Genomic DNA, 19,580 nt, shown 5'->3' on the forward strand with positions numbered 1-19,580 from the left:
ACATGGACATGACCGCGCCCATCTACGCCATCGGTGATCTGCACGGCCAGACGGCCGAGTTCGACCGCGCCCTGTCGCTGATCGAACAGGATGGCGGACGCGATGCACGGATCGTGTTTCTGGGCGACTACGTCGATCGCGGCCCCGACAGCAAGGGTCTGCTGGACCGGCTGATTGCCGGGCGCGACGCCGGGCGGAACTGGGTCACGCTGCTGGGCAACCATGACCGGATGTTCGCGTGGTTCCTGCAGGATGAGCCGCGCCATGATCCGCATCTTCTGCTCGGCTACCACTGGCTGCACGAGCGGCTGGGCGGAGCCGAAACCCTGCGCAGCTATGGTGTCGAATTCGAAGACCGCACACGCCTTCAGGATGTGCATCGTGCGGCCCTTGCGGCGGTGCCAACCGCGCACAAGGCATTTCTGCGCGACCTAGTGCGGATGCACCAGACCTCCGAGCTTGCCTTTGTCCATGCGGGCATCCGGCCGGGCGTGCCGCTGAGCGCGCAGGCCGAGGACGATCTGGTCTGGATCCGTCAGAGCTTTCACGCCTGCGAGACCCCGCACCCCAAGCTGATCGTGCATGGCCACACGGTGGTGAACCGCCCCACCCATTACGGGAACCGTATCAATCTGGACAGCGGCGCGGGCTATGGCCGCCAACCCGGGGTCGCCGTGTTCGAGGGGCGCGACTGCTGGCTGCTGACCGAAGCCGGACGCGTTCCCCTGCGCCCCTGATCAGCCGCCCGCGAACATGTCCTTGTAGGTCTCGCGCAGAACGTTTTTCTGCACCTTGCCCATTGTATTGCGCGGCAGTTCGTCCAGCAGGATCAGCCTGCGGGGATGTTTGAAACGGGCAAGGCTTTTGCTCACCGCCTCCATGATCGCATCCAGAACCGGTGCCGCGCCGGCCTCGGGCACCAGGATGCCCAGCACGGTTTCCCCGAAATCCGGGTGCGGCACGCCGATCACCGCGCTTTCCAGCACGCCGGGCTGGTCATCCAGAACCAGCTCGATTTCCTTGGGATAGATGTTGTAACCGCCCGAAATGATCAGGTCTTTGCCGCGTCCCACTATATGCACATAGCCATCCGCGTCGATGCGGCCCAGATCGCCGGTGATGAAGAACCCGTCCTCGCGCAGCTCGGCGGCGGTTTTCTCGGGCATCTGCCAATAGCCCTTGAACACGTTCGGCCCGCGCACCTCGATCATGCCGATCTCGCCCTGTGGCAGCGGATCGCCCGTTTCGGGGTCGGTGATCTTCAACTCGACCCCCGGCAGCGGAAAGCCCACCGTCCCGGCGCGGCGCTCGCCTTCATAGGGGTTCGAGGTGTTCATATTGGTCTCGGTCATGCCATAGCGTTCCAGGATCCGGTGGCCGGTGCGGTCCTCGAACCGCGTGTGGGTTTCGGCCAGCAGCGGCGCCGAACCGGATATGAACAGCCGCATGTGCCGGGCCAGATCCCCGGTGAACCTGTCGTCGTCCAGAAGCCGGGTGTAGAAGGTCGGCACCCCCATCATCGAGGTGGCCTTGGGCATCAGGCGCAGGATGTCGTCCAGATCGAAGCCCGGCAGAAAGATCATCGACCCACCGGCCGACAGCATGACATTGGTGGCCACGAACAGGCCATGGGTGTGAAAGATCGGCAGCGCGTGCAGCAATACGTCTTCCGCGGTGAAGCGCCACTCCTGCACCAGCGTTTCGGCGTTCGACAGCAGGTTCGCCTGCGTCAGCATGGCGCCCTTGGACCGCCCGGTGGTGCCCGAAGTATAAAGGAAGGCCGCAAGGTCATCCTCGGTCCTGTGCGCGGGTTCGAAGGCTGGCAACATCCCAAGCGCGCGCCGCATCAGGCTGCCGGAACCGTCCGCGTTCAGGGTATCGAGCCTCGCATTCTGCGCTTGGGCAATCGGCTCGATATCGGCCTGTGATTTGGCATCCGCGACAACCATCCGAGCACCGCTGTTTTCGATGAAATACCGCAGCTCGTCTGTCGTGTAGGCGGTGTTCAGCGGCAGAAAGATCAGCCCGGCCTGAACGCAGGCTGCGTAAAGCGCCAGCGCCTCGGGCGATTTCGCGACCTGCACCGCAACGCGGTCATCAGGTTCCAGTCCGCAGGCCGTCAAAGCGTTGGCGATCCGGGCCGCCATGTCCAGGAAATCGGCATGTGAGAGAACGCGTCCGTCCGGCAGATGCAGGAACGGCGTTGTCTTGCCCGCGTGAATGCCGAAAAGTCGATCGTATAGCGGGTTGCTCATCCCGTTCTCCGTGTTGCCGTTGTTCGGTCAAGGCGAACCTGTACCGGATTCGGGCCGCGGTAAAGGCCCGGACAGCCTCAGAACCGGGTGGTCATTCGGTAGCCGGCCGCGAAATACATCTTGGCGAAGGTAACCGGGCTGCCTTGCAACCAGGTGATACGTTCCGCGGTAAAGACCGGCTCGCCAACCGTTACGTCCAGAAAGCCGGCCAGTTCGGTATCGGCGCGGCTTGCCAGAAAAGACAGCTCGACATTGGTGAAGGGGACCGTCTGGATCAGCCATTCATTGGGCCCCAGCGTCGAGAAATCAGCCTGTTCGACAGGCGGGACGCTGGCTGTAACGATCCAGCGATCTTCGAACTGAAACGGGGTGTTGTTCGAAAAATGCATGCACCGCACATGCATCACCCGCCGATCCGAACCCAGCGCCAGCCGAGCAGCCAGCCAGTCGGGCGCCTGTTCGGCTTGGGCCGAGACAAGTGCATAGCGGTAGGTGCCGCCCAGAGCCTCGACCTCTTCCCGGACCAGCGGGATGGTGAACCGGGCCTGTCTTTGGGGCGCGCTCAGCACCCGGGTACCGGCCTTGCGGCGGCGTTCCAGAAATCCTTCTTCGGCCAGTTCGCGCAGTGCCCGATTGACCGTGGTACGCGTGCAGGAAAACTCGACCGCAAGGTCCTGCTCGTTGGGCAGCAGCATGTCCGGCGACCACTGGCCCGAGCGGATGCGGTCAAGCACAGTCTGCTTGATTTCCTTGTAGCCGGTCGTGTCAGCGGTCTGGGTCATCGTGATCTCAACTCAGTTCTTTGTCGGTTCAGACGTCGGTCAACAGGTCTGCAATCGCGGCTTTGTAGTCTCTGATTATCGTCTCGCGCGCAATATGCCTGCCATCCCGCACCATATGACGGCCCGCCGACCACAGATCCGTTACCAGACCATCGGGTGCGGCAAAGCACAAGCCGTCCAGAAGTTGATGATCCGCCAGCGCGCAAAGCGTCGGGTGCGACCGGTCAAGCGCCATCAGGTCGGCCAGTTTGCCCATTGCGATCTCTCCGGCATTGCGGCCCAGAGCCTGCGCCCCGCCTTGTGCCGCGCCGGTGTACAACGCATGTCCCACGTAACCGCTGGCTGCCGCCAGAACCGCGCGGGATCGGTCGCGAAGGCGCTGGGAGTATTCCAGACTGCGCAACTCCTCTGGCAGAGAAATCCGAACGTTAGAGTCTGATCCGACACCGAACCGTCCTTGATTTTCAAGGTAGGGCACTCCGTTGAAGATCCCGTCGCCCAGGTTGGCTTCTGTGATCGGACACAGGCCGGCCACGGCCCCCGAACGCGCCAGAGCGCGTGTTTCGGCGTCGCCCATCTGGGTAGCATGGATCAGACACCAGCGTGTGTCGACCTGGGCATTGTCCAGAAGCCAGGCGACCGGGCGCTGGCCCAAAGCGGATTGCACGTCCTCGACCTCTTTCACCTGTTCGGCGATATGGATGTGAACCGGACCCTTCGGAATCTGCGCCAGCAGCAGGGCCAAGTCCTTGGGTGAGGTGGCGCGCAAGGAATGCGGCGCGATGCCGACCACCGTGTCCGCGGCAAGATCTGCGGCAGCCGACCGGCACTCGTGATACAGGTCCATGAACCGGTCCACGTCATTGCCGAACCGCAACTGGCCGCCAGACAGGGGCTCTTGCCGGACGCCGCCGTAGGAATAGAGAACCGGCAAATGGGTCAGACCGATTCCCGTCCGCAAAGCTGCTGCGAAGATACGCTGGCTCAGCTCGGAAAGCTGGTCGTAGGGCGCGCCGCCGGGCTGGTGATGCACATAGTGGAATTCCCCGACCGCGGCATATCCGGCCTCCTGCATCTCAAGGAACACCAGCGCGGCGATGGCCTCCATCTGCTCGGGCGTCAACCTGTCCAGAAAGCGGTACATCAGATTTCGCCAGGACCAGAAGCTTTCCCGCCCGGCTGCGCGAAACTCGGTCATACCGGCCATGGCGCGCTGAAACGCGTGGCTGTGCAGGTTCGACAAGGCTGGCAGCAGGACATCAACGCTGGTGTCGGCCGACTGCGGACGCGCGCCGATGTCCAATCCGGTGATGACGCAATTCGCAGTTTCGACCCTCAGGTTCGAAACCCAGTCAGAGCCTAACAAGGCAGTTTTGGCATGGATCGGCATCAGTGTTTCTTTTTGTGTAGATTTTAATTTTTTACACGTATACGAAAAATTGAAACCCGAGGGGAGTCCAAAAGAATCGCGATGACCAGAAATTCGGTGATTTGTTGTCGGCGGATCGCAACCATGGCGGATGGGGTTGCGTCCTATGGCTTGGTCGAAGACGCGGCGATTGCTGTTTCGTCGGGCCGGATCCAATGGATCGGGCCGCACCGAGATCTGCCGCCGGATCACGCCGACTGGCCGATCATCGATTTTGCAGATCGGTTGATCACTCCGGGCCTGATCGATCCGCACACGCATGCTGTTTTCGGGGGCAACCGGGCGGTTGAGTTCGAAATGCGGCTGAACGGGGCAACCTACGAGGAGATCGCGCGCGCCGGAGGGGGGATTCTGTCGACGGTCACAGCCACACGCGCCGCCAGTATGCAGGACCTGATCCAAGAGGCACTGCCTCGCATAGACGCGCTGTTGGCCGAGGGTGTGACCTGCATTGAAATCAAGTCCGGCTATGGACTGGATCAGGACACCGAGCTGCGCATGTTGCGCGCGGCCCGGGAAATTGCAAAGCAGCGCCCGGTGCGGGTCCGGACCAGCTTTCTGGGCGCTCATGCAGTGCCGCCCGAATTCACAGGGCGTGCAGACGCCTATATCGATACGGTCTGCATCCCGACCCTGCGCGCGGCCCATGCTGAGGGGCTGGTCGACGCGGTCGACGGGTTCTGCGAGGGCATCGCCTTCGATACGACTCAGATCGCGCGGGTGTTCGACGCCGCACGTGACCTGGGGCTGCCGGTCAAGCTGCATGCCGAGCAATTGTCAAATCTGGGCGGGGCCCGGCTGGCGGCATCCTACGGCGCCCTGTCAGCCGATCACGTCGAATATGTGGACGCTGCCGGGGTGGCTGCCATGGCCGAGGTCGGTACGACCCCGGTTCTGCTGCCCGGCGCGTTCTACACGTTGCGGGAAACGCAGGTCCCGCCGATCGACCTGTTCCGCAAGGCCGGGGTGCCGATGGCCCTGGCCACCGATTGCAACCCGGGGTCCTCGCCGCTGACGTCGCTGCTGCTGGCGATGAACATGGGCTGCACCCTGTTTGGCATGACCCCGGCCGAGGCGCTGGCCGGGGTTACCCGCAATGCCGCCCGCGCGCTTGGGCTGGCCGATGCCGGCTCGATCGCGCCGGGCCAACGGGCGGATCTGGCCGTGTGGGACGTCTCTCACCCGGCCGAGCTGGTCTATCGGATCGGGTTCAACCCGCTGCACGCACGCATTTTCGGAGGGGAGGTATGAGCGCTCTGACCTTGGTTCCGGGGCAGGTCTCGCTGGCCCAACTGGCGGAGATCTACTGGAACGAAACGCCGGTGGTTCTGGAGCAGGGCTGTCGCCCCGCTGTCGAGGCTGCCGCCGCCCGCATCGCCGAGGCCGCCGCCGGTGACCAGCCTGTCTATGGGGTGAATACCGGGTTCGGCAAGCTGGCAAGCCTCAAGATCGCGGCCAAGGACACCTCGGCGCTGCAGCGCAACCTGATCCTCAGCCATTGCTGCGGGGTCGGCCCGGCGGTGCCGCGGCGGTTGGCGCGCCTGATGATGGCGCTCAAGCTGTTGTCCTTCGGGCGCGGCGCATCCGGTGTGCGGTGGGCGCTGGTGGACCTGCTGCAGCAGATGCTGGCCCGTGGCGTGACCCCGGTGATCCCGGCGCAGGGCTCGGTGGGGGCGTCGGGGGATCTGGCGCCGCTGGCGCATATGACGGCGGTGGTCATCGGCCAAGGCGAAGCCGAACTGGACGGTACGGTCATGCCGGGCGCCCAAGCCTTGAAGAAAGCTGGGTTAGAGCCTGTTCAGCTGGGGCCGAAAGAGGGCCTGGCCTTCATCAACGGCACCCAGTTTTCGACAGCCTACGCCTTGGCGGGCCTGTTCGAAGGCTGGCGCGCGGCGCAGAACGCGCTGGTCGTTTCGGCCGTTTCGACCGATGCCATCATGGGCTCAACCGCGCCGCTGCAGCCCGAGATCCATGCCCTGCGTGGCCATCGCGGACAGATCGAGGCCGCCAGCGCCATGCGCGCTGTGTTGCAGGGGTCGGAAATCCGCGAAAGCCATCGCGAGGGCGACAGCCGCGTGCAGGACCCGTATTGCATCCGCTGCCAGCCGCAGGTCACCGGTGCCGCGATGGACGTGATCCGGCAGGCCGCCGCGACCTTGCAGACCGAGGCCAACGCGGCAACCGACAACCCGCTGGTGCTGTCCGATCCCGACATGATCGTCTCGGGCGGCAATTTTCACGCCGAACCGGTGGGGTTTGCCGCCGACATGATCGCGCTGGCCCTGTCCGAGATCGGCGCCATCGCGCAACGCCGGATCGCGCTGATGGTGGATCCCACGCTCAGCTTCGATCTGCCGCCATTCCTGACCCCCGATCCGGGCCTGAATTCCGGCTTCATGATCGCCGAGGTCACCACCGCCGCTCTGATGAGCGAGAATAAGCATCTGGCCAATCCGTGCGTCACCGACAGCACGCCCACCTCGGCCAACCAGGAAGATCACGTCTCGATGGCCGCCCACGGGGCGCGGCGTTTGACGCGCATGGTGGAAAACCTGAACCACATTCTGGGGATCGAACTGCTCTGTGCCGCCCAAGGCGTCGAGTTCCGCGCCCCGCTGGTCACCAGCGCGCCCTTGCAGCGGGTGATTGCGCGGCTGCGCGCCGATATCCCGCCTTTGGCCGAGGACCGGTACCTGGCCCCGGAACTGGAGCAGGCCAAGGATCTTGTGGCCAGTGGCGCGATCCTGGAGGCGCTGGGCGTACCGCTCCCGGAGGTGACGGCATGATCGTGGTCGAGGTGCAGCAAGGGCAGAGCCCGATCGTGCTGGGCCAACCGCATGGCGGAACCTTCGTGCCCGAGGAGATCCATGCGCGCCTGAACCAGACCGGCCGGGCGTTGGCCGACACGGATTGGCACATAGACAGGCTCTATAAGGGGCTTTTGGGCGATGCGACGGTGGTTCAGTCCCGCGTGCACCGCTATGTGATCGACGCCAATCGCGATCCGGCGGGCGTGTCGCTCTATCCGGGGCAGAACACGACGACCCTGGTGCCGCTGACCGATTTCGACGGGCAACCCATATGGCTGGAAGGGCAGGAGCCGTCGGAAGATGAAATCGAGGAGAGGCGCGAAAAGTTCCACGCTCCCTACCACGCCGCGTTGCAAAAAGAATTGGAGCGGGTGCGGGCCAGGCATGGCGTGGTGATCCTGTTCGACTGCCACTCGATCCGGTCCCTGATCCCCTTCCTGTTCGACGGAGAGTTGCCGGTGTTCAACACGGGCACCAATGACGGCACCACCTGCGCACCCGAGGTCGCGCAGGCGGTGGATACCGTGGCCCAGGCATCGGACTGTACCGCGGTGCTGAACGGCCGGTTCAAGGGCGGCTGGACCACCCGGCACTATGGCCGCCCGGACAAGGGCATACATGCGATCCAGATGGAGATCGCTCAACGCGCCTATATGGACGAGACCCCGCCCTGGACATGGCGCGCGGACCGGGCCGAACGTCTGCGCCCGCACCTGCAAGAGATGCTTGACCGCCTGCGCGCCTTGGCCCTGTCGGGCGCGCTGGCCGAAAAAGGAGCCCCGAAATGAGTGACCCGCGCAAGAACACCCGTGACGTCTTTCCGCCGACCGGGCCGGACCTGAACGCCAAAAGCTGGCTGACCGAGGCTCCGTTGCGGATGCTGATGAACAACCTGCACCCCGATGTGGCCGAAAACCCGCACGAATTGGTGGTCTATGGCGGTATCGGCCGCGCGGCGCGAACGTGGAAGGACTTTGACACTATTGTGGCCAGTTTGAAGGATCTCGAGTCCGATGAGACCCTGATCGTGCAGTCCGGCAAGCCGGTGGCGATCATCCGCACGCACAAGGACGCGCCGCGGGTGCTGATCGCCAATTCCAACCTTGTGCCGCATTGGGCGACCTGGGATCATTTCAACGAATTGGATCGGAAGGGCCTGATGATGTACGGCCAGATGACGGCTGGGTCGTGGATCTATATCGGCACGCAGGGCATCGTTCAGGGCACTTATGAAACCTTCGCCGAGGCCGGACGCCAACACTATGGCGGCGACCTGACCGGGCGATGGATCCTGACCGGGGGGCTGGGTGGCATGGGCGGGGCGCAGCCCCTGGCGGCAGTCTTCGCCGGGGCCTGCTGTCTGGCAGTGGAATGCAACCCCGACAGCATCGATTTCCGCCTGCGCACCAAATACCTGGATGAAAAGGCCGAAACGCTGGACGAGGCGTTGGCCATGATCGACCGCTGGACCAAGGCGGGCGAGGCGAAATCGGTGGGTCTGCTGGGCAATGCGGCCGAGATCTTTCCCGAGATCTACCGCCGCATGGCCGCCGGTGGGATGCGCCCCGACATCGTGACCGACCAGACCAGCGCCCATGACCCGATCAACGGGTATCTGCCCTTGGGCTGGACCATGGCGCAGTGGCGCGAAAAGCGGGAAACAGACCCTAAAGCGGTGGAAAAGGCCGCGCGGGCCTCGATGAAACAGCACGTCGCGGCGATGGTCGATTTCTGGAACGCGGGCGTGCCGACGTTGGACTATGGCAACAACATCCGTCAGGTCGCGCAGGACGAGGGGCTTGAGAACGCCTTTGCCTTTCCCGGCTTCGTCCCGGCCTATATCCGCCCGCTGTTCTGCCGTGGCATCGGCCCGTTCCGCTGGTGCGCGCTGTCGGGTGACCCCGAGGATATCTACAAGACCGACGCCAAGATGAAAGAGCTGTTCCCCGAGAATGAGCATCTGCATCGTTGGCTGGACATGGCGCAGGAGCGGATCGCGTTTCAGGGCTTGCCCGCGCGGATCTGCTGGATCGGGCTGGGCGACCGGCACCGTGCGGGTCTGGCCTTCAACGAGATGGTCGCCAATGGAGAACTGAGCGCACCGGTCGTCATCGGACGGGATCATCTGGACAGCGGCTCGGTCGCCAGCCCAAACCGCGAGACCGAGGCGATGCTGGACGGGTCCGACGCCGTGTCGGACTGGCCGCTGCTGAACGCGTTGATCAACACCGCCAGCGGTGCGACCTGGGTGTCCCTGCATCATGGCGGCGGGGTCGGCATGGGCTTCAGCCAACACGCGGGCGTGGTGATCTGCGCCGACGGCACCGAGGACGCCGCGCGGCGGCTGGAGCGGGTGTTGTGGAACGACCCGGCCTCGGGCGTGTGGCGCCATGCGGATGCGGGGTATGACATCGCCAAGGACTGCGCCCGCGAACATGGGCTGCGCCTGCCGGGCATTCTGGGGTAGCGGCGCGGAATTGGCCTCTGGCGGAAATGCTGCGCCTGCGATATGCGCAGGTCAGGCTGCCGGAGGATCAAGATGTACGTTGCCACCCTGTTGACCAACCCCAAGACGCCGTCGCTGGACGGGGCGCTGATCGACTCGTTGCGCAATGCTTGGGGCGGGGGCGACATCCAGTGGCTGAGCCCCGACGAAGCAGCCGAATTTGCCCTGCCGGCGGTTCCGGCCAACCGCTGGGATGTCTGGGCCGACCTGCAGAAACTGGGCGTCGATCTGGTGGTGCAACCGGCCGAGGGCCGCCGCAAGAAGATGCTGCTGGCCGACATGGACAGCACGATGATCCAGCAGGAATGCATCGACGAACTGGCTGACGAGGCCGGGGTCGGCGAGCGGGTCAAGGACATCACCGCTCGCGCCATGAATGGCGAGCTGGATTTCGAAGGCGCGTTGACCGAGCGGGTGGGCCTGCTGAAGGGGCTGGACGTATCGGTGATCGACCGGGTGCTGAACCAGCGCATCACCTTGATGCCGGGCGGCCGCGAACTGGTCGCGACGATGCGGGCCAATGGCGGGTATGCCGCGCTGGTCTCGGGCGGGTTCACCGCGTTCACGGCCCGCGTGGCCGAGCTGCTGGGTTTTGACGAGAACCGCGCCAACACGCTGCTGGCGGAGGACGGCAAACTGACCGGTGACGTGCAGCGCCCGATCCTGGGGCGTCAGGCCAAGGTCGAGGCGCTGGAGCAGATCTCGGCTCGGCTGGGCATTTCCGAGGCCGAGGTGATAGCCGTGGGCGACGGTGCGAACGATTTGGGCATGCTGGACCGCGCCGGGACGGGGGTGGCCCTGCACGCCAAACCCTCGGTCGCCGCGCAATGCGACGTGCGCATCAACCATGGCGACCTGACCGCGCTGCTGTATCTGCAGGGATATGCCCGATCGGATTTTGCGCAGGGCTGATCCGACGATTTCAGGTTTCCATTGCTTAACATTCATGTTAATTAATGGGCATGAACACGCTGCTCGATGCCTTTTCGGCTCTGTCCGACCCGACCCGATTCACGATCGTTGAACAACTGATGGATCAGGGCGAACTGCCCGCAGGCGACCTTGCCCAAGGCAAGGGGATGTCCGGCGCGGCCATATCCCGGCACCTGAAGGTGCTGCGGCAGGCCGGGCTGGTGAACCAGCGCGTCAACGGCACCCAGCGCATCTATTCGATCCGCCCCGAGGGGCTGCGGGCGATTGCCGAATGGACCATCTCGAAACGACAGTTCTGGGAGGCCAGCCTGGACCGCCTGGGCGACATTCTGCAGGAGGACCCCTCATGGCCGACCTGAAGCTGGCGCGCGACTTCCCGGTCAGCGCCGAAACCCTGTTCGCCTGGATCAGCGAGGGCACCAGACTGTTGCAGTGGTGGGGGCCCGAAGGGGTCGAGGTGCCGGAACACGATCTGGATTTCTCGCGCCTTGGTCCGTGGTATTCGGTCATGGTCAATGGCGAAGGGCAGCGGTTCAAGGTGTCCGGGCATGTGACCCATGTGGACCCGCCGAACTCGGTCGGGTTTACCTGGGGCTGGCATGACGACCAGGACCAGCGCGGCGCCGAGAGCCATGTGACGCTGGCGGTCGAGCCAACCGACACCGGAGCGCGCCTGATCCTCGACCACCGCGATCTGGGCGATGACGACGTCTCGGCCAATCATGAAAGCGGCTGGACTTCGTCGCTGCGCAAGCTGGAAGCACGGCTTGCCAACCCCGTCTGACCAAAAGGGAGACCAGAAAATGCCTCAGTACCTGTTTGTTTATCACGGCGGCACCACGCCGACCGACCCGGCCGAGATCGAAGCCACCATGGCCGCCTGGGGCGCGTGGTTCCAGAACATGGGGCCGGCGCTGGAAATCCCCGGCAACCCGGTGGGCCAGTCCCATACTGTCAGCGCCGATGGCGTGGCCGACAATGGCGGACCGAACCCGGCCTCAGGCTTTACGGTCGTCAAGGCCGACAGCATCGAAGCCGCCACCGAGATGGCCAAGGGCTGCCCCATGGTGGTCAACGGCTCGGGCTCGGTCGAGGTGGCCGAGATCCACGAGATCGAGATGTGACCCTCAGCCGGGGAAACCCGGCGCGGGGCGGATCACGCCGCATTCCAGCCCGCGGCGGCTGTATTGCGTGGCGTTCATGAATTTGCGCGTGGCCGGGTGATCGGCCTCGAGCACGCCGAGGCTGACGAGAATGGCGGCGATGGCACACTCGCTGGCGCGGGTGGTGCCATCGGTGATCTTCAGCGCCACACCCATCTTCTTTTCCGGGATGATCGCGACAAACACGGCCTCGGCCCCGGTTTTGATCGCGACACGGCCGTTCATCGCGCGCATCAGTTCGGTGCAGGCGCGGGTTTCGCCGGCCACCAGTTCGGGGTGGGCGACCATCGCCCGGGTCAATTGCAGCGCCGCGTCGCTGGCCCGGTCCGACCGGTCGCCGGCCGAGGCAAACCACGCCATCGACCGCGCCAGCCCCACCAGCGAAGTGGCGAAATTGGGCGCCGAGCAACCGTCGATCCCGTAACAGAGGCTGTCCTCGCCCGTGGTCTCTTCGAAGGCAGACAGGCAGGCCTGCTGCACGGGGTGGTCGATCTCGATATACTCCGGGCCTGCGCCCATGTGCCGGGCCAGGGTCAGGAACCCGCAATGCTTGCCCGAGCAGTTGTTGTGGATCTGGCAGGGCGTGTCATCGGCCAGGATCAGGCCGTCGCGTGCGGCCATGTCGGCCGGCTCCTGCGGGCCGCAGCGCAGATCGGGCTCGGACAGGCCCAGGTGATCCAGCCAGGCGGTCACGCGCTCGGTATGGATGGCCGCGCCGTTGTGCGAGGCGCAGGCCAGCGCCAGATCCTCGGAAGCCAGCCCGTATTTGGCCGCCGCGCCCGAGGTGATCAGCGGCAGTGCCTGGATCATCTTGGCCGACGACCGCGGATAGATCACCGCGTTCGGATCGCCCCAGCTGCGCACGATCTTACCGCTGTCGTCGCAGATCACCGCATGGCCCAGATGAAGGCTCTCCAACAGCGGTCCGCGCCACAGTTCGGTCATCGGTACTGGCTGCGTCATGTCGTCCCTCCGGAATGTGCGCAAAATTCTGCCAATCGCCCTTTCGCCTGTGGCGAAACCTGCGTTAGTGTGTGTATGTCGGCAATCATCCGGATGCGCAACTGCAACAGACGGACCGTCAGGGTTCGCGGCCTTCCGGGATGGAGTTGAGGTGTGGGTCGAGCCAGGAGGCTGAACGAATGAAAACAATGCTCGCCCGCGTATGCGCGGGCCTTTGTGTGGCAGGGATGGCCACGACAGCGATCGCCCAGCAGGCGACCAGTACGAACCGTGTGTCCGCTCAGACTGATTGGAGCGTTTTCGTCGAAGACGATCCGACCGAGTGCTGGAGCGTATCCGCCCCCAAGGAGACCGTGAATACCCGCGGTGGCCGTGTGGTGTCGGTGCGTCGCAGCGACATTCTGCTGTTCGTGTTCTATCGCCCCAACGCCGAGGTCAAAGGTCAGGTGACATTCACCGGAGGCTATCCATTCGCGCCCGGGTCCACGGTGAATCTGGAAATCGACGGATCCGAGTTCGAACTGTTCACCGAGGGCGAGTGGGCGTGGCCCGCCAGCGCTGCGGATGATGCCAAGATCGTCACGGCGATGAAGCGCGGGACCGAGGCCGTGCTGACTGCGCGATCCGAACGCGGCACCCAGACCAAGGACACGTTCTCGTTGCTGGGCTTTACCGCAGCCATCGAAGACGCCGAGAAGCGCTGCACCAAGTAACTGCCCAACCAGTCCAGATCTCATGCCCCGCCAAAATGGCGGGGTTTTGCGTTTTTGTGCCGCCCGTTTACGCAACGTCCGCACCAAAACTTGATCCGCATCAAGGCTGACGGGCTCGATTTCTGAACCAATCGGTTCAGACAACGAAGAAGGAGTCCAGACATGTCGACCAAATCCCTTGTTGCGGTTCTGATTGTTGCAGCAGCAACTCTGAGCGCGTGCGAGAAATCCACCGAAACCTATCCGGTCACGGGCGAGCAATGCGGCCCGAATGATCCGGTCAAGACACTGGATGCCGAGGACTGTTACATCCCGCCGGCCGGGGTGTGATCGCCCGCTGAACCTAAATCGTGCCCAAGCCTGGCCGCTGTGCTAAGCTCTGTCTGAAACCGTGGGTAGACAGGCGAGGAGACGGACATGCGTTGGGTTTGGGTAGCAATTCTTCTTCCGGTATCGGCATTTGCAGACCCTGCGCTGGAATGTGCCGATGCCGGATCTCAGGTCGAGATCGGGACATGCGTCGGTCGGGCCGAAACCAATGTCGAGGCCGCGTTGGTCGCGGCCTTTGGGTTCGCGGTCGATGCGGCGAAGGAACTGGACGAAGTGACGGGTCGGGCTGTCGCCTTGCCGGCGCTTGAGACTTCTCAAGAAGCCTGGAAGACCTACCGCGATGCGCAGTGCGAAGCAGTTGGCGCGTCTTTTGGTGGTGGATCCGGAACTGGCATTGCAATCACCTCGTGCCGAGTCGAGTTGGGGCGGGCCCGTGTCACCGAGCTGTTGCGGTTCCTCGACTGACATTCGGACAGGTTCGCACGAATCCTTTTGATCTTTGGCGGCGTTCCTATATAGAGGCGCATCCCAAGCCAGAACGCCCGAGAACCACAATGTCCGCCAAAGCGCCGATCACCCAGGATGTCATGACCATTCCCCGCAAATTGCCCGAGGGAAAGATCAACCTTGTTGGCCTGACCCGCGACCGGCTGCGCGAGGTTCTGATCGAACATGGGACGCCTGAAAAGCAGGCCAAGATGCGGGTGAACCAGATCTGGCAGTGGATCTATCAATGGGGCGTGCGCGATTTTGCCGAGATGACCAATCTGGCCAAGGCCTATCGCGCGCAGCTGGCCGAGCATTTCGTGATCGAAATCCCGGAGGTGGTGACCCGCCAGGTCTCGGAGGACGGTACCCGCAAGTACCTGGTGCGCATCGCCGGTGGGCACGAGGTCGAGGTCGTCTACATCCCCGAAGAGGATCGCGGCACGCTGTGCATCTCGTCGCAGGTGGGCTGCACGCTGACTTGTTCGTTCTGCCACACCGGAACGCAGAAGCTGGTGCGCAACCTGACCGCCGCTGAGATCATCGGTCAGGTGATGATGGCGCGTGACGATCTGGACGAATGGCCGACCCCGGGCGCGCCCAAGAACGAAACGCGCCTGCTGTCCAACATCGTGCTGATGGGCATGGGCGAGCCACTGTACAATTTCGAGAACGTCCGCGACGCGATGAAGATCGCGATGGATCCCGAGGGCATTTCCCTGTCGCGCCGGCGGATCACCCTGTCGACCTCGGGCGTGGTACCCGAAATCGCACGCACGGCGGAAGAGATCGGCTGCCTGCTGGCGATCTCGTTCCACGCCACCACGGACGAGGTGCGCGACGTTCTGGTCCCGATCAACAAGCGTTGGAACATCGAGGAACTGCTGCAGGCGCTGGCCAGCTATCCCAACGCGTCGAATTCGGAGCGGATCACCTTTGAATACGTGATGCTGGACGGCGTGAACGACAGCGACGAGGACGCACATCGCCTGATCGACCACATCAAGCGCCATAACATTCCGGCCAAGATCAACCTGATCCCGTTCAACGAATGGCCCGGTGCGCCATACAAGCGCAGCTCGAACAACCGGATCCGGGCCTTTGCCAACATCATCTATCAGGCCGGGTATGCCTCGCCCATCCGCAAGACGCGGGGCGAGGACATCATGGCCGCCTGCGGCCAGTTGAAATCGGCCACCGAGCGCGCCCGCAAATCGCGCCGCCAGATCGAGGCCGAGGCCGGGCTGAAAGGTTGATCTGACGCCCGCGGGTTCGCGGGCAAATGGTGTGTGATTCTACGGCCGGATTTGGTAGTCTTGATCCATGAGAGGTGCGCGGTTGCGCGCACGTAAAATCTGCGCACAAGACGGTGAGTTGGACAGTCCGGTTCTGGTGCGTTTCGTCCAGTCCGCTCATATTTGTCGGGGAAATCTGCGGAATTCAGGCAAGCCTTGAACAGGGTGGGCCAAAACATGAACGCACTGACGAACCTGTCCACGATCTGCATGACCGCAGCATTGGTAGCCTCGTGCGTCGCCATTGCATGGGCGCAATCCAACGAGTTCGAGGCGCATCTGGCGATCGAGAACCCGGCGGACCTGAGCAAAGAAGACGCGCGGCAGCACTATCGCGGCCTCAAGAAACAGATGGATCGCGGCTATGCCACCGCGCATCTGGATCAACTGATGAACTATCAAAACTGGCCGCTTTTCAACGACGCACCGTACCTGTCGGCCACGCATGGGCAGCGCTACGTCAACAGCTATGCCAACCGGATGGCCCACAATTATAGCACGTTGCAACCGGGGGAAGATTTGCCCGTGGGCTCGGTCTTGGCCAAGGACAGCATGACCGTCACGGATGAGGGCAGGGTGCATCCCGGCGCCCTGTTCGTGATGGAGAAACTGCCCGAAGGCACCAGCCCCGACACCGCCGACTGGCGCTATGTCATGGTGATGCCCGACGGGTCGCTGTTCGGCGACACGATGGGGGATCGCGCGGGGGCGGTTGCCTATTGCCATGTCTGCCACGAAGCGGTCGCCGACCGCGACTATACGTTCTTCGTGCCCGAGGATTACCGCGTCGGCAACTGATCGCGGGCCGCGTCACCGGGTAGTTTCAGGGCGGTGGCCTCGCGCCGGCTGAGCTGTTCACCCTGCTTGCGTTTCGACAGAACCTCGCGCGCCAGGGCGTATTTGTCATCCTGCCAGAAGATCAGACAGCCGTTGCACCCCTTGCCGCAACAGCCCTCGGTGCCCACGCGGTTGGTTTTGAACCGGCGCGCGGTTCCGTCCTGGCCGATCTTCTCTACCAGCTCGTCCCGGCGGCGGGCATAGGCGGCGGGATTGTCGCGTCCCGAGGTTTCCAACCCCTGCACCAGCTTGTCAAAACGGATGCGGCTCCAATGTTCGTCGGTCAGGGCGCGTTCTTTGCGCAAGACCGAATATACCGGGAAACGGGCGCGCAGGTCGTCTGGGTCTTCGTGATCGAACAGGGCAAATGGCAGGCGGATCACGGTTTTCGTGCTGCCATGCACCACGTCCAGCTTGGCGCGGTCACTGGCGCGTTCGAATTCGTAGACGCGCAGCAGGACCGTCTCGCGCGAGATGGGCGAGACGAAATCCAGCACGTCGCCGGGTTCAAGCTTGTTCTTCACCTCGACCAGGAAGGCATCCTCGGTCACGTCGGTCACCAGCCCGGCATATTCCCATTGGGCGATGGTCGCGGTGTGTTCGTAATCATGCGCGTAATTGGTCAGCCGCCCTTCGTGAAAAGCCAGCGTGTAGCCGCGGTTTCCCACGGTCTCCAACTCGCGCATATAGGGTTTCGGGTCCCAGTTCTCGGGGTCGGCATAGTAATCGTCGATGGCCATGCGATAGGCGCGCGCGACGATGGCGGCATAATATTCCGACTTGCCGCGCCCTTCGACCTTGAGGCTGTCGACACCGATCTTCAAGTATTCGTCCAGCTTGGGCATGATGCACAGATCGCGCGAGTTGAGGATGTACGAGCCGCGATCATCCTCCTCGATCGGCATCAGTTCACCCGGGCGGCAGCCTTCTTCCAGCAGAAATTCGAACAGGTCGGCATTTTCCTCGGTGATCCGCAGTTCCTGATGGGTGCCGTCCTTGAGGCGCAGCTTCAGCGCATAGTTCCAGCGGCAGGAGTTGGCGCAGTTGCCCTGGTTGGCGCCGCGTTCCGCCATGAAGTTCGACAGCAGGCAGCGGCCCGAATAGGTCATGCACATGGCGCCGTGCACGAAGGCCTCAAGCCGGATGTCGGGGCATTTCTCGCGGATCTCGACCAGTTCGGGGTACGAGACCTCGCGCGCCAGCACCACCAGTTCGGCCCCCTGATCCTGCCAGAACTTCACCGACAGCCACGAACAGATATTGGCCTGGGTCGAGATATGCAGCGGCAGTTCGGGCGCGCGGTCGCGCACATACTGGAACACGCCGGGGTCGGCGATGATCAACCCGTCGGGCCGCACCTTGCGGACCGTGTCGATGTATTCATCCAGCTTGGGGATGTCCTTGTTGTGCGAGAACAGGTTCAGCGTCAGATAGGCGCGCCGGCCATGCGCGTGGCAGAACTCGACCCCTTCGATCACCTCGTCCAGCGAAAACTCGGACTTGGTGCGCAGTGACATGTCGGGCGTACCCAGATACACCGCGTCTGCCCCGTACAGGATGGCCAGTTTCAGCTTGCGCAGATTGCCCGCAGGCATCAGCAATTCCGATTTGGTCCGTGTCATCGCAGCACCCGGTTCTGAATCGATGGCGCCTTCTAAGGCAAAACCACCGACTCCAGAAGGGCTAACTTGCCTTGCACGCAGGCCCTAGCTGCGGCGGAACCGCGCTGTTCCGATCCGTTCGACCAGCTGGCTGCGCACCGGGTCGGGTTGGGCGTCGATGGCGCGCAGCACCTCGCGCAGCTCCGCCCGCAGACCGTGCATCTGGTCGATCAGCGACAGCACCATCGACAGGGCGTCGGGCTCCATCTCGTACTGGTCGTCCAACTCGCAGGCCAGTTGCAGGCGGGCCATGTCCAGCCGCTCATAGACCAGCCCCTGGTCCGACTGGCGCGGGATCACGATCCGGGCGGACAGGAATCGGGACAACCGCTCTGATGTCAGGTTCTGGACGGCTTCGATCAGTTCGGCTTCGGTCAGAGAACGGGTCATGCTGGCATTCCTTTCCGCGGGTCATAGCTGTGCGACTTGCGCCAGTTCTGCATGAACTGCTTCAGTTCGTCGTCGATCTTGTCGGGCATCACCACGCTCAGCTCGATCAACTGGTCGCCGCGTTTGTCCGAGCCGCGTTTCCTGACGCCCTTGCCCCGCAGGCGCAGGGTCTTGCCGCTGCTGGTGCCCTCGGGCACGGTCACGTTCACGCGGCCGTCGATCGTGGGCGCAGGGACCTTTCCGCCCAGAACGGCCTCGTCGATGGTGATCGGCAGGGTGATGCGGATGTCGTCGCCCTCGCGCCTGAACACCGGGTGTTCGGCCACGCGGATCGTGACCAGCGCGTCGCCTGGCGGCCCCTCGCCATAGCCCGGGGCGCCCTTGCCGCGCAGGCGGATGGTCTGGCCGTCGGTGATGCCGGCGGGGATCTTCACCTCGATCCGGTCGCCATTGGGCAGGGTCAGCTTCTGCGTGGCACCGAAGACCGCGTCCAGGAAGCTGATCTGCAGGCTGTAGTTCACGTTGTGACCGGGCGCATGAAACTCGCGCGCACGCCCCCCGTTGAAGCCACCGTTGCCACGGTTGCCGAAGAACTGGGCAAAGATGTCGGACATGTCGTCGTCCTCGACCCCGCCGCCCGCGCGATAGGGGTTGCCCGCGGTTTCCGCATATTCGCGGTAGTATTGCTGTTGCGGGCGCTCTTGGCCCGAGGCGTCGATCTCGCCCCGGTCGAATTTTGCCCGGGTTTCGGGGTCCTTCAGCAGGTCATAGGCTGCGGCGGCGGCCTTGAACTTGGCCTCGGCCTTGGCGTCCCCGGGCTTGAGGTCCGGGTGGCAGTCCTTGGCGATGCGCCGGTAGGCTTTCTTGATTTCGGCGGCACTGGCGTCTTTCGAGACGCCCAACACCGAATATGGATTGTCGCTCATATATCTCTCGTTTCAGATGGGTTTCGCCAGTGGATGTTGTTGGCAGTTAACCTTTCAGATTGTGTCATGTCATGGAATTTCAACAGGACCGAATACCGAGG

At 63.6% G+C, this 19,580-nt stretch carries 21 protein-coding genes; 14 read left to right on the forward strand and 7 right to left on the reverse strand.

Annotated features, from left to right (window positions below; all coding sequences use genetic code 11):
* Window positions 1-8: 8 nt before the first annotated feature.
* Window positions 9-737 (forward strand): metallophosphoesterase family protein, encoded by a 729-nt coding sequence (locus AC2FNZ_RS16905; RefSeq protein ID WP_496841333.1) that lies wholly within the window; start codon window positions 9-11, stop codon window positions 735-737.
* Here the strand turns inward: AC2FNZ_RS16905 and AC2FNZ_RS16910 are convergent, their stop codons facing one another.
* The 3 genes from AC2FNZ_RS16910 to AC2FNZ_RS16920 all read right to left on the reverse strand — a co-directional run bounded on the left by AC2FNZ_RS16910 (window position 738) and on the right by AC2FNZ_RS16920 (window position 4,427).
* Window positions 738-2,255: a malonate--CoA ligase gene (locus AC2FNZ_RS16910; RefSeq protein ID WP_496841334.1), complete on the reverse strand. Its 1,518-nt coding sequence runs from the start codon at window positions 2,253-2,255 to the stop codon at window positions 738-740.
* A 77-nt stretch (window positions 2,256-2,332) separates the two neighbouring features.
* Window positions 2,333-3,037 carry a histidine utilization transcriptional repressor HutC gene (gene hutC / locus AC2FNZ_RS16915; protein ID WP_496841335.1) on the reverse strand — a complete coding sequence of 235 codons (705 nt, stop codon included), beginning with the start codon at window positions 3,035-3,037 and terminating at the stop codon, window positions 2,333-2,335.
* A gap of 28 nt (window positions 3,038-3,065) precedes the next feature.
* Window positions 3,066-4,427 (reverse strand): formimidoylglutamate deiminase, encoded by a 1,362-nt coding sequence (locus tag AC2FNZ_RS16920; RefSeq protein WP_496841336.1) that lies wholly within the window; start codon window positions 4,425-4,427, stop codon window positions 3,066-3,068.
* A gap of 81 nt (window positions 4,428-4,508) precedes the next feature.
* Between AC2FNZ_RS16920 and hutI the strand changes: the two genes are divergently transcribed.
* The 8 genes from hutI (at window position 4,509) to AC2FNZ_RS16960 (ending at window position 11,839) form a co-directional block, all read left to right on the forward strand.
* The gene (gene hutI / locus AC2FNZ_RS16925; protein ID WP_496841337.1) at window positions 4,509-5,717 is read left to right on the forward strand and encodes an imidazolonepropionase; all 1,209 of its coding nucleotides are present in this window, start codon (window positions 4,509-4,511) and stop codon (window positions 5,715-5,717) included.
* Window positions 5,714-7,252 carry a histidine ammonia-lyase gene (gene hutH, locus AC2FNZ_RS16930; protein ID WP_496841338.1) on the forward strand — a complete coding sequence of 513 codons (1,539 nt, stop codon included), beginning with the start codon at window positions 5,714-5,716 and terminating at the stop codon, window positions 7,250-7,252. The genes hutI and hutH overlap by 4 nt, the downstream gene beginning before the upstream one ends.
* The gene (gene hutG / locus AC2FNZ_RS16935) at window positions 7,249-8,064 is read left to right on the forward strand and encodes an N-formylglutamate deformylase (protein WP_496841339.1); all 816 of its coding nucleotides are present in this window, start codon (window positions 7,249-7,251) and stop codon (window positions 8,062-8,064) included. The genes hutH and hutG overlap by 4 nt, the downstream gene beginning before the upstream one ends.
* A complete protein-coding gene (hutU, locus tag AC2FNZ_RS16940) occupies window positions 8,061-9,743 on the forward strand; it encodes a urocanate hydratase (RefSeq protein WP_496841340.1) in 1,683 nt (560 codons plus the stop codon). Before hutG ends, hutU begins: the two co-directional genes overlap by 4 nt.
* Window positions 9,744-9,815: 72 nt before the next feature.
* Complete coding sequence (serB, locus tag AC2FNZ_RS16945) at window positions 9,816-10,694, forward strand: phosphoserine phosphatase SerB (protein WP_496841341.1); 879 nt, start codon at window positions 9,816-9,818, stop codon at window positions 10,692-10,694.
* 50 nt (window positions 10,695-10,744) lie between these two features.
* Window positions 10,745-11,074, forward strand: a complete 330-nt coding sequence (locus AC2FNZ_RS16950) for an ArsR/SmtB family transcription factor (RefSeq protein ID WP_093964404.1) — start codon at window positions 10,745-10,747, stop codon at window positions 11,072-11,074.
* A complete protein-coding gene (locus AC2FNZ_RS16955; RefSeq protein WP_170588532.1) occupies window positions 11,062-11,499 on the forward strand; it encodes an SRPBCC family protein in 438 nt (145 codons plus the stop codon). Before AC2FNZ_RS16950 ends, AC2FNZ_RS16955 begins: the two co-directional genes overlap by 13 nt.
* Window positions 11,500-11,518: 19 nt before the next feature.
* On the forward strand, window positions 11,519-11,839 hold the full coding sequence (locus AC2FNZ_RS16960) for a YciI family protein (RefSeq protein ID WP_170364196.1): 321 nt from the start codon (window positions 11,519-11,521) through the stop codon (window positions 11,837-11,839).
* Window positions 11,840-11,842: 3 nt separating this feature from the next.
* On the opposite strand, the gene AC2FNZ_RS16965 is transcribed toward AC2FNZ_RS16960, so the two are convergent.
* Complete coding sequence (locus AC2FNZ_RS16965; protein ID WP_496841342.1) at window positions 11,843-12,841, reverse strand: asparaginase; 999 nt, start codon at window positions 12,839-12,841, stop codon at window positions 11,843-11,845.
* 179 nt (window positions 12,842-13,020) lie between these two features.
* On the opposite strand from AC2FNZ_RS16965, the gene AC2FNZ_RS16970 reads away from it, so the two are divergent.
* From AC2FNZ_RS16970 to AC2FNZ_RS16990, 5 genes are all read left to right on the forward strand, one after another.
* A complete protein-coding gene (locus AC2FNZ_RS16970; protein WP_170342134.1) occupies window positions 13,021-13,554 on the forward strand; it encodes an invasion associated locus B family protein in 534 nt (177 codons plus the stop codon).
* A 162-nt stretch (window positions 13,555-13,716) separates the two neighbouring features.
* Window positions 13,717-13,884, forward strand: a complete 168-nt coding sequence (locus AC2FNZ_RS16975; RefSeq protein ID WP_496841343.1) for a hypothetical protein — start codon at window positions 13,717-13,719, stop codon at window positions 13,882-13,884.
* An 87-nt stretch (window positions 13,885-13,971) separates the two neighbouring features.
* Window positions 13,972-14,349, forward strand: a complete 378-nt coding sequence (locus AC2FNZ_RS16980) for a lysozyme inhibitor LprI family protein (RefSeq protein WP_170588535.1) — start codon at window positions 13,972-13,974, stop codon at window positions 14,347-14,349.
* An 89-nt stretch (window positions 14,350-14,438) separates the two neighbouring features.
* A complete protein-coding gene (gene rlmN, locus AC2FNZ_RS16985; RefSeq protein WP_496841344.1) occupies window positions 14,439-15,626 on the forward strand; it encodes a dual-specificity RNA methyltransferase RlmN in 1,188 nt (395 codons plus the stop codon).
* 216 nt (window positions 15,627-15,842) lie between these two features.
* Entirely contained in the window at window positions 15,843-16,463 is a 621-nt protein-coding gene (locus tag AC2FNZ_RS16990) for a cytochrome P460 family protein (RefSeq protein ID WP_496841345.1), read from the forward strand.
* Here AC2FNZ_RS16990 and AC2FNZ_RS16995 read toward each other — a convergent pair.
* From AC2FNZ_RS16995 to AC2FNZ_RS17005, 3 genes are all read right to left on the reverse strand, one after another.
* Complete coding sequence (locus AC2FNZ_RS16995) at window positions 16,445-18,124, reverse strand: U32 family peptidase (RefSeq protein ID WP_496841346.1); 1,680 nt, start codon at window positions 18,122-18,124, stop codon at window positions 16,445-16,447. The two genes, AC2FNZ_RS16990 and AC2FNZ_RS16995, sit on opposite strands and share 19 nt — an antisense overlap.
* An 84-nt stretch (window positions 18,125-18,208) precedes the next feature.
* On the reverse strand, window positions 18,209-18,553 hold the full coding sequence (locus AC2FNZ_RS17000) for a hypothetical protein (protein WP_093964205.1): 345 nt from the start codon (window positions 18,551-18,553) through the stop codon (window positions 18,209-18,211).
* Window positions 18,550-19,479, reverse strand: a complete 930-nt coding sequence (locus AC2FNZ_RS17005; protein WP_496841347.1) for a DnaJ C-terminal domain-containing protein — start codon at window positions 19,477-19,479, stop codon at window positions 18,550-18,552. Before AC2FNZ_RS17005 ends, AC2FNZ_RS17000 begins: the two co-directional genes overlap by 4 nt.
* Window positions 19,480-19,580 lie beyond the last annotated feature (101 nt).

This window comes from Ruegeria sp. SAZA006 (genome assembly GCF_059613465.1).

Coding starts and splice junctions, on each gene's coding strand:
- AC2FNZ_RS16905 (WP_496841333.1), top strand. CDS start 9: ATGACCGCGCCCATCTACGCCATCGGTGATCTGCACGGCCAGACGGCC.
- AC2FNZ_RS16910 (WP_496841334.1), bottom strand. CDS start 2,255: ATGAGCAACCCGCTATACGATCGACTTTTCGGCATTCACGCGGGCAAG.
- hutC (WP_496841335.1), bottom strand. CDS start 3,037: ATGACCCAGACCGCTGACACGACCGGCTACAAGGAAATCAAGCAGACT.
- AC2FNZ_RS16920 (WP_496841336.1), bottom strand. CDS start 4,427: ATGCCGATCCATGCCAAAACTGCCTTGTTAGGCTCTGACTGGGTTTCG.
- hutI (WP_496841337.1), top strand. CDS start 4,509: ATGACCAGAAATTCGGTGATTTGTTGTCGGCGGATCGCAACCATGGCG.
- hutH (WP_496841338.1), top strand. CDS start 5,714: ATGAGCGCTCTGACCTTGGTTCCGGGGCAGGTCTCGCTGGCCCAACTG.
- hutG (WP_496841339.1), top strand. CDS start 7,249: ATGATCGTGGTCGAGGTGCAGCAAGGGCAGAGCCCGATCGTGCTGGGC.
- hutU (WP_496841340.1), top strand. CDS start 8,061: ATGAGTGACCCGCGCAAGAACACCCGTGACGTCTTTCCGCCGACCGGG.
- serB (WP_496841341.1), top strand. CDS start 9,816: ATGTACGTTGCCACCCTGTTGACCAACCCCAAGACGCCGTCGCTGGAC.
- AC2FNZ_RS16950 (WP_093964404.1), top strand. CDS start 10,745: ATGAACACGCTGCTCGATGCCTTTTCGGCTCTGTCCGACCCGACCCGA.
- AC2FNZ_RS16955 (WP_170588532.1), top strand. CDS start 11,062: ATGGCCGACCTGAAGCTGGCGCGCGACTTCCCGGTCAGCGCCGAAACC.
- AC2FNZ_RS16960 (WP_170364196.1), top strand. CDS start 11,519: ATGCCTCAGTACCTGTTTGTTTATCACGGCGGCACCACGCCGACCGAC.
- AC2FNZ_RS16965 (WP_496841342.1), bottom strand. CDS start 12,841: ATGACGCAGCCAGTACCGATGACCGAACTGTGGCGCGGACCGCTGTTG.
- AC2FNZ_RS16970 (WP_170342134.1), top strand. CDS start 13,021: ATGAAAACAATGCTCGCCCGCGTATGCGCGGGCCTTTGTGTGGCAGGG.
- AC2FNZ_RS16975 (WP_496841343.1), top strand. CDS start 13,717: ATGTCGACCAAATCCCTTGTTGCGGTTCTGATTGTTGCAGCAGCAACT.
- AC2FNZ_RS16980 (WP_170588535.1), top strand. CDS start 13,972: ATGCGTTGGGTTTGGGTAGCAATTCTTCTTCCGGTATCGGCATTTGCA.
- rlmN (WP_496841344.1), top strand. CDS start 14,439: ATGTCCGCCAAAGCGCCGATCACCCAGGATGTCATGACCATTCCCCGC.
- AC2FNZ_RS16990 (WP_496841345.1), top strand. CDS start 15,843: ATGAACGCACTGACGAACCTGTCCACGATCTGCATGACCGCAGCATTG.
- AC2FNZ_RS16995 (WP_496841346.1), bottom strand. CDS start 18,124: ATGACACGGACCAAATCGGAATTGCTGATGCCTGCGGGCAATCTGCGC.
- AC2FNZ_RS17000 (WP_093964205.1), bottom strand. CDS start 18,553: ATGACCCGTTCTCTGACCGAAGCCGAACTGATCGAAGCCGTCCAGAAC.
- AC2FNZ_RS17005 (WP_496841347.1), bottom strand. CDS start 19,479: ATGAGCGACAATCCATATTCGGTGTTGGGCGTCTCGAAAGACGCCAGT.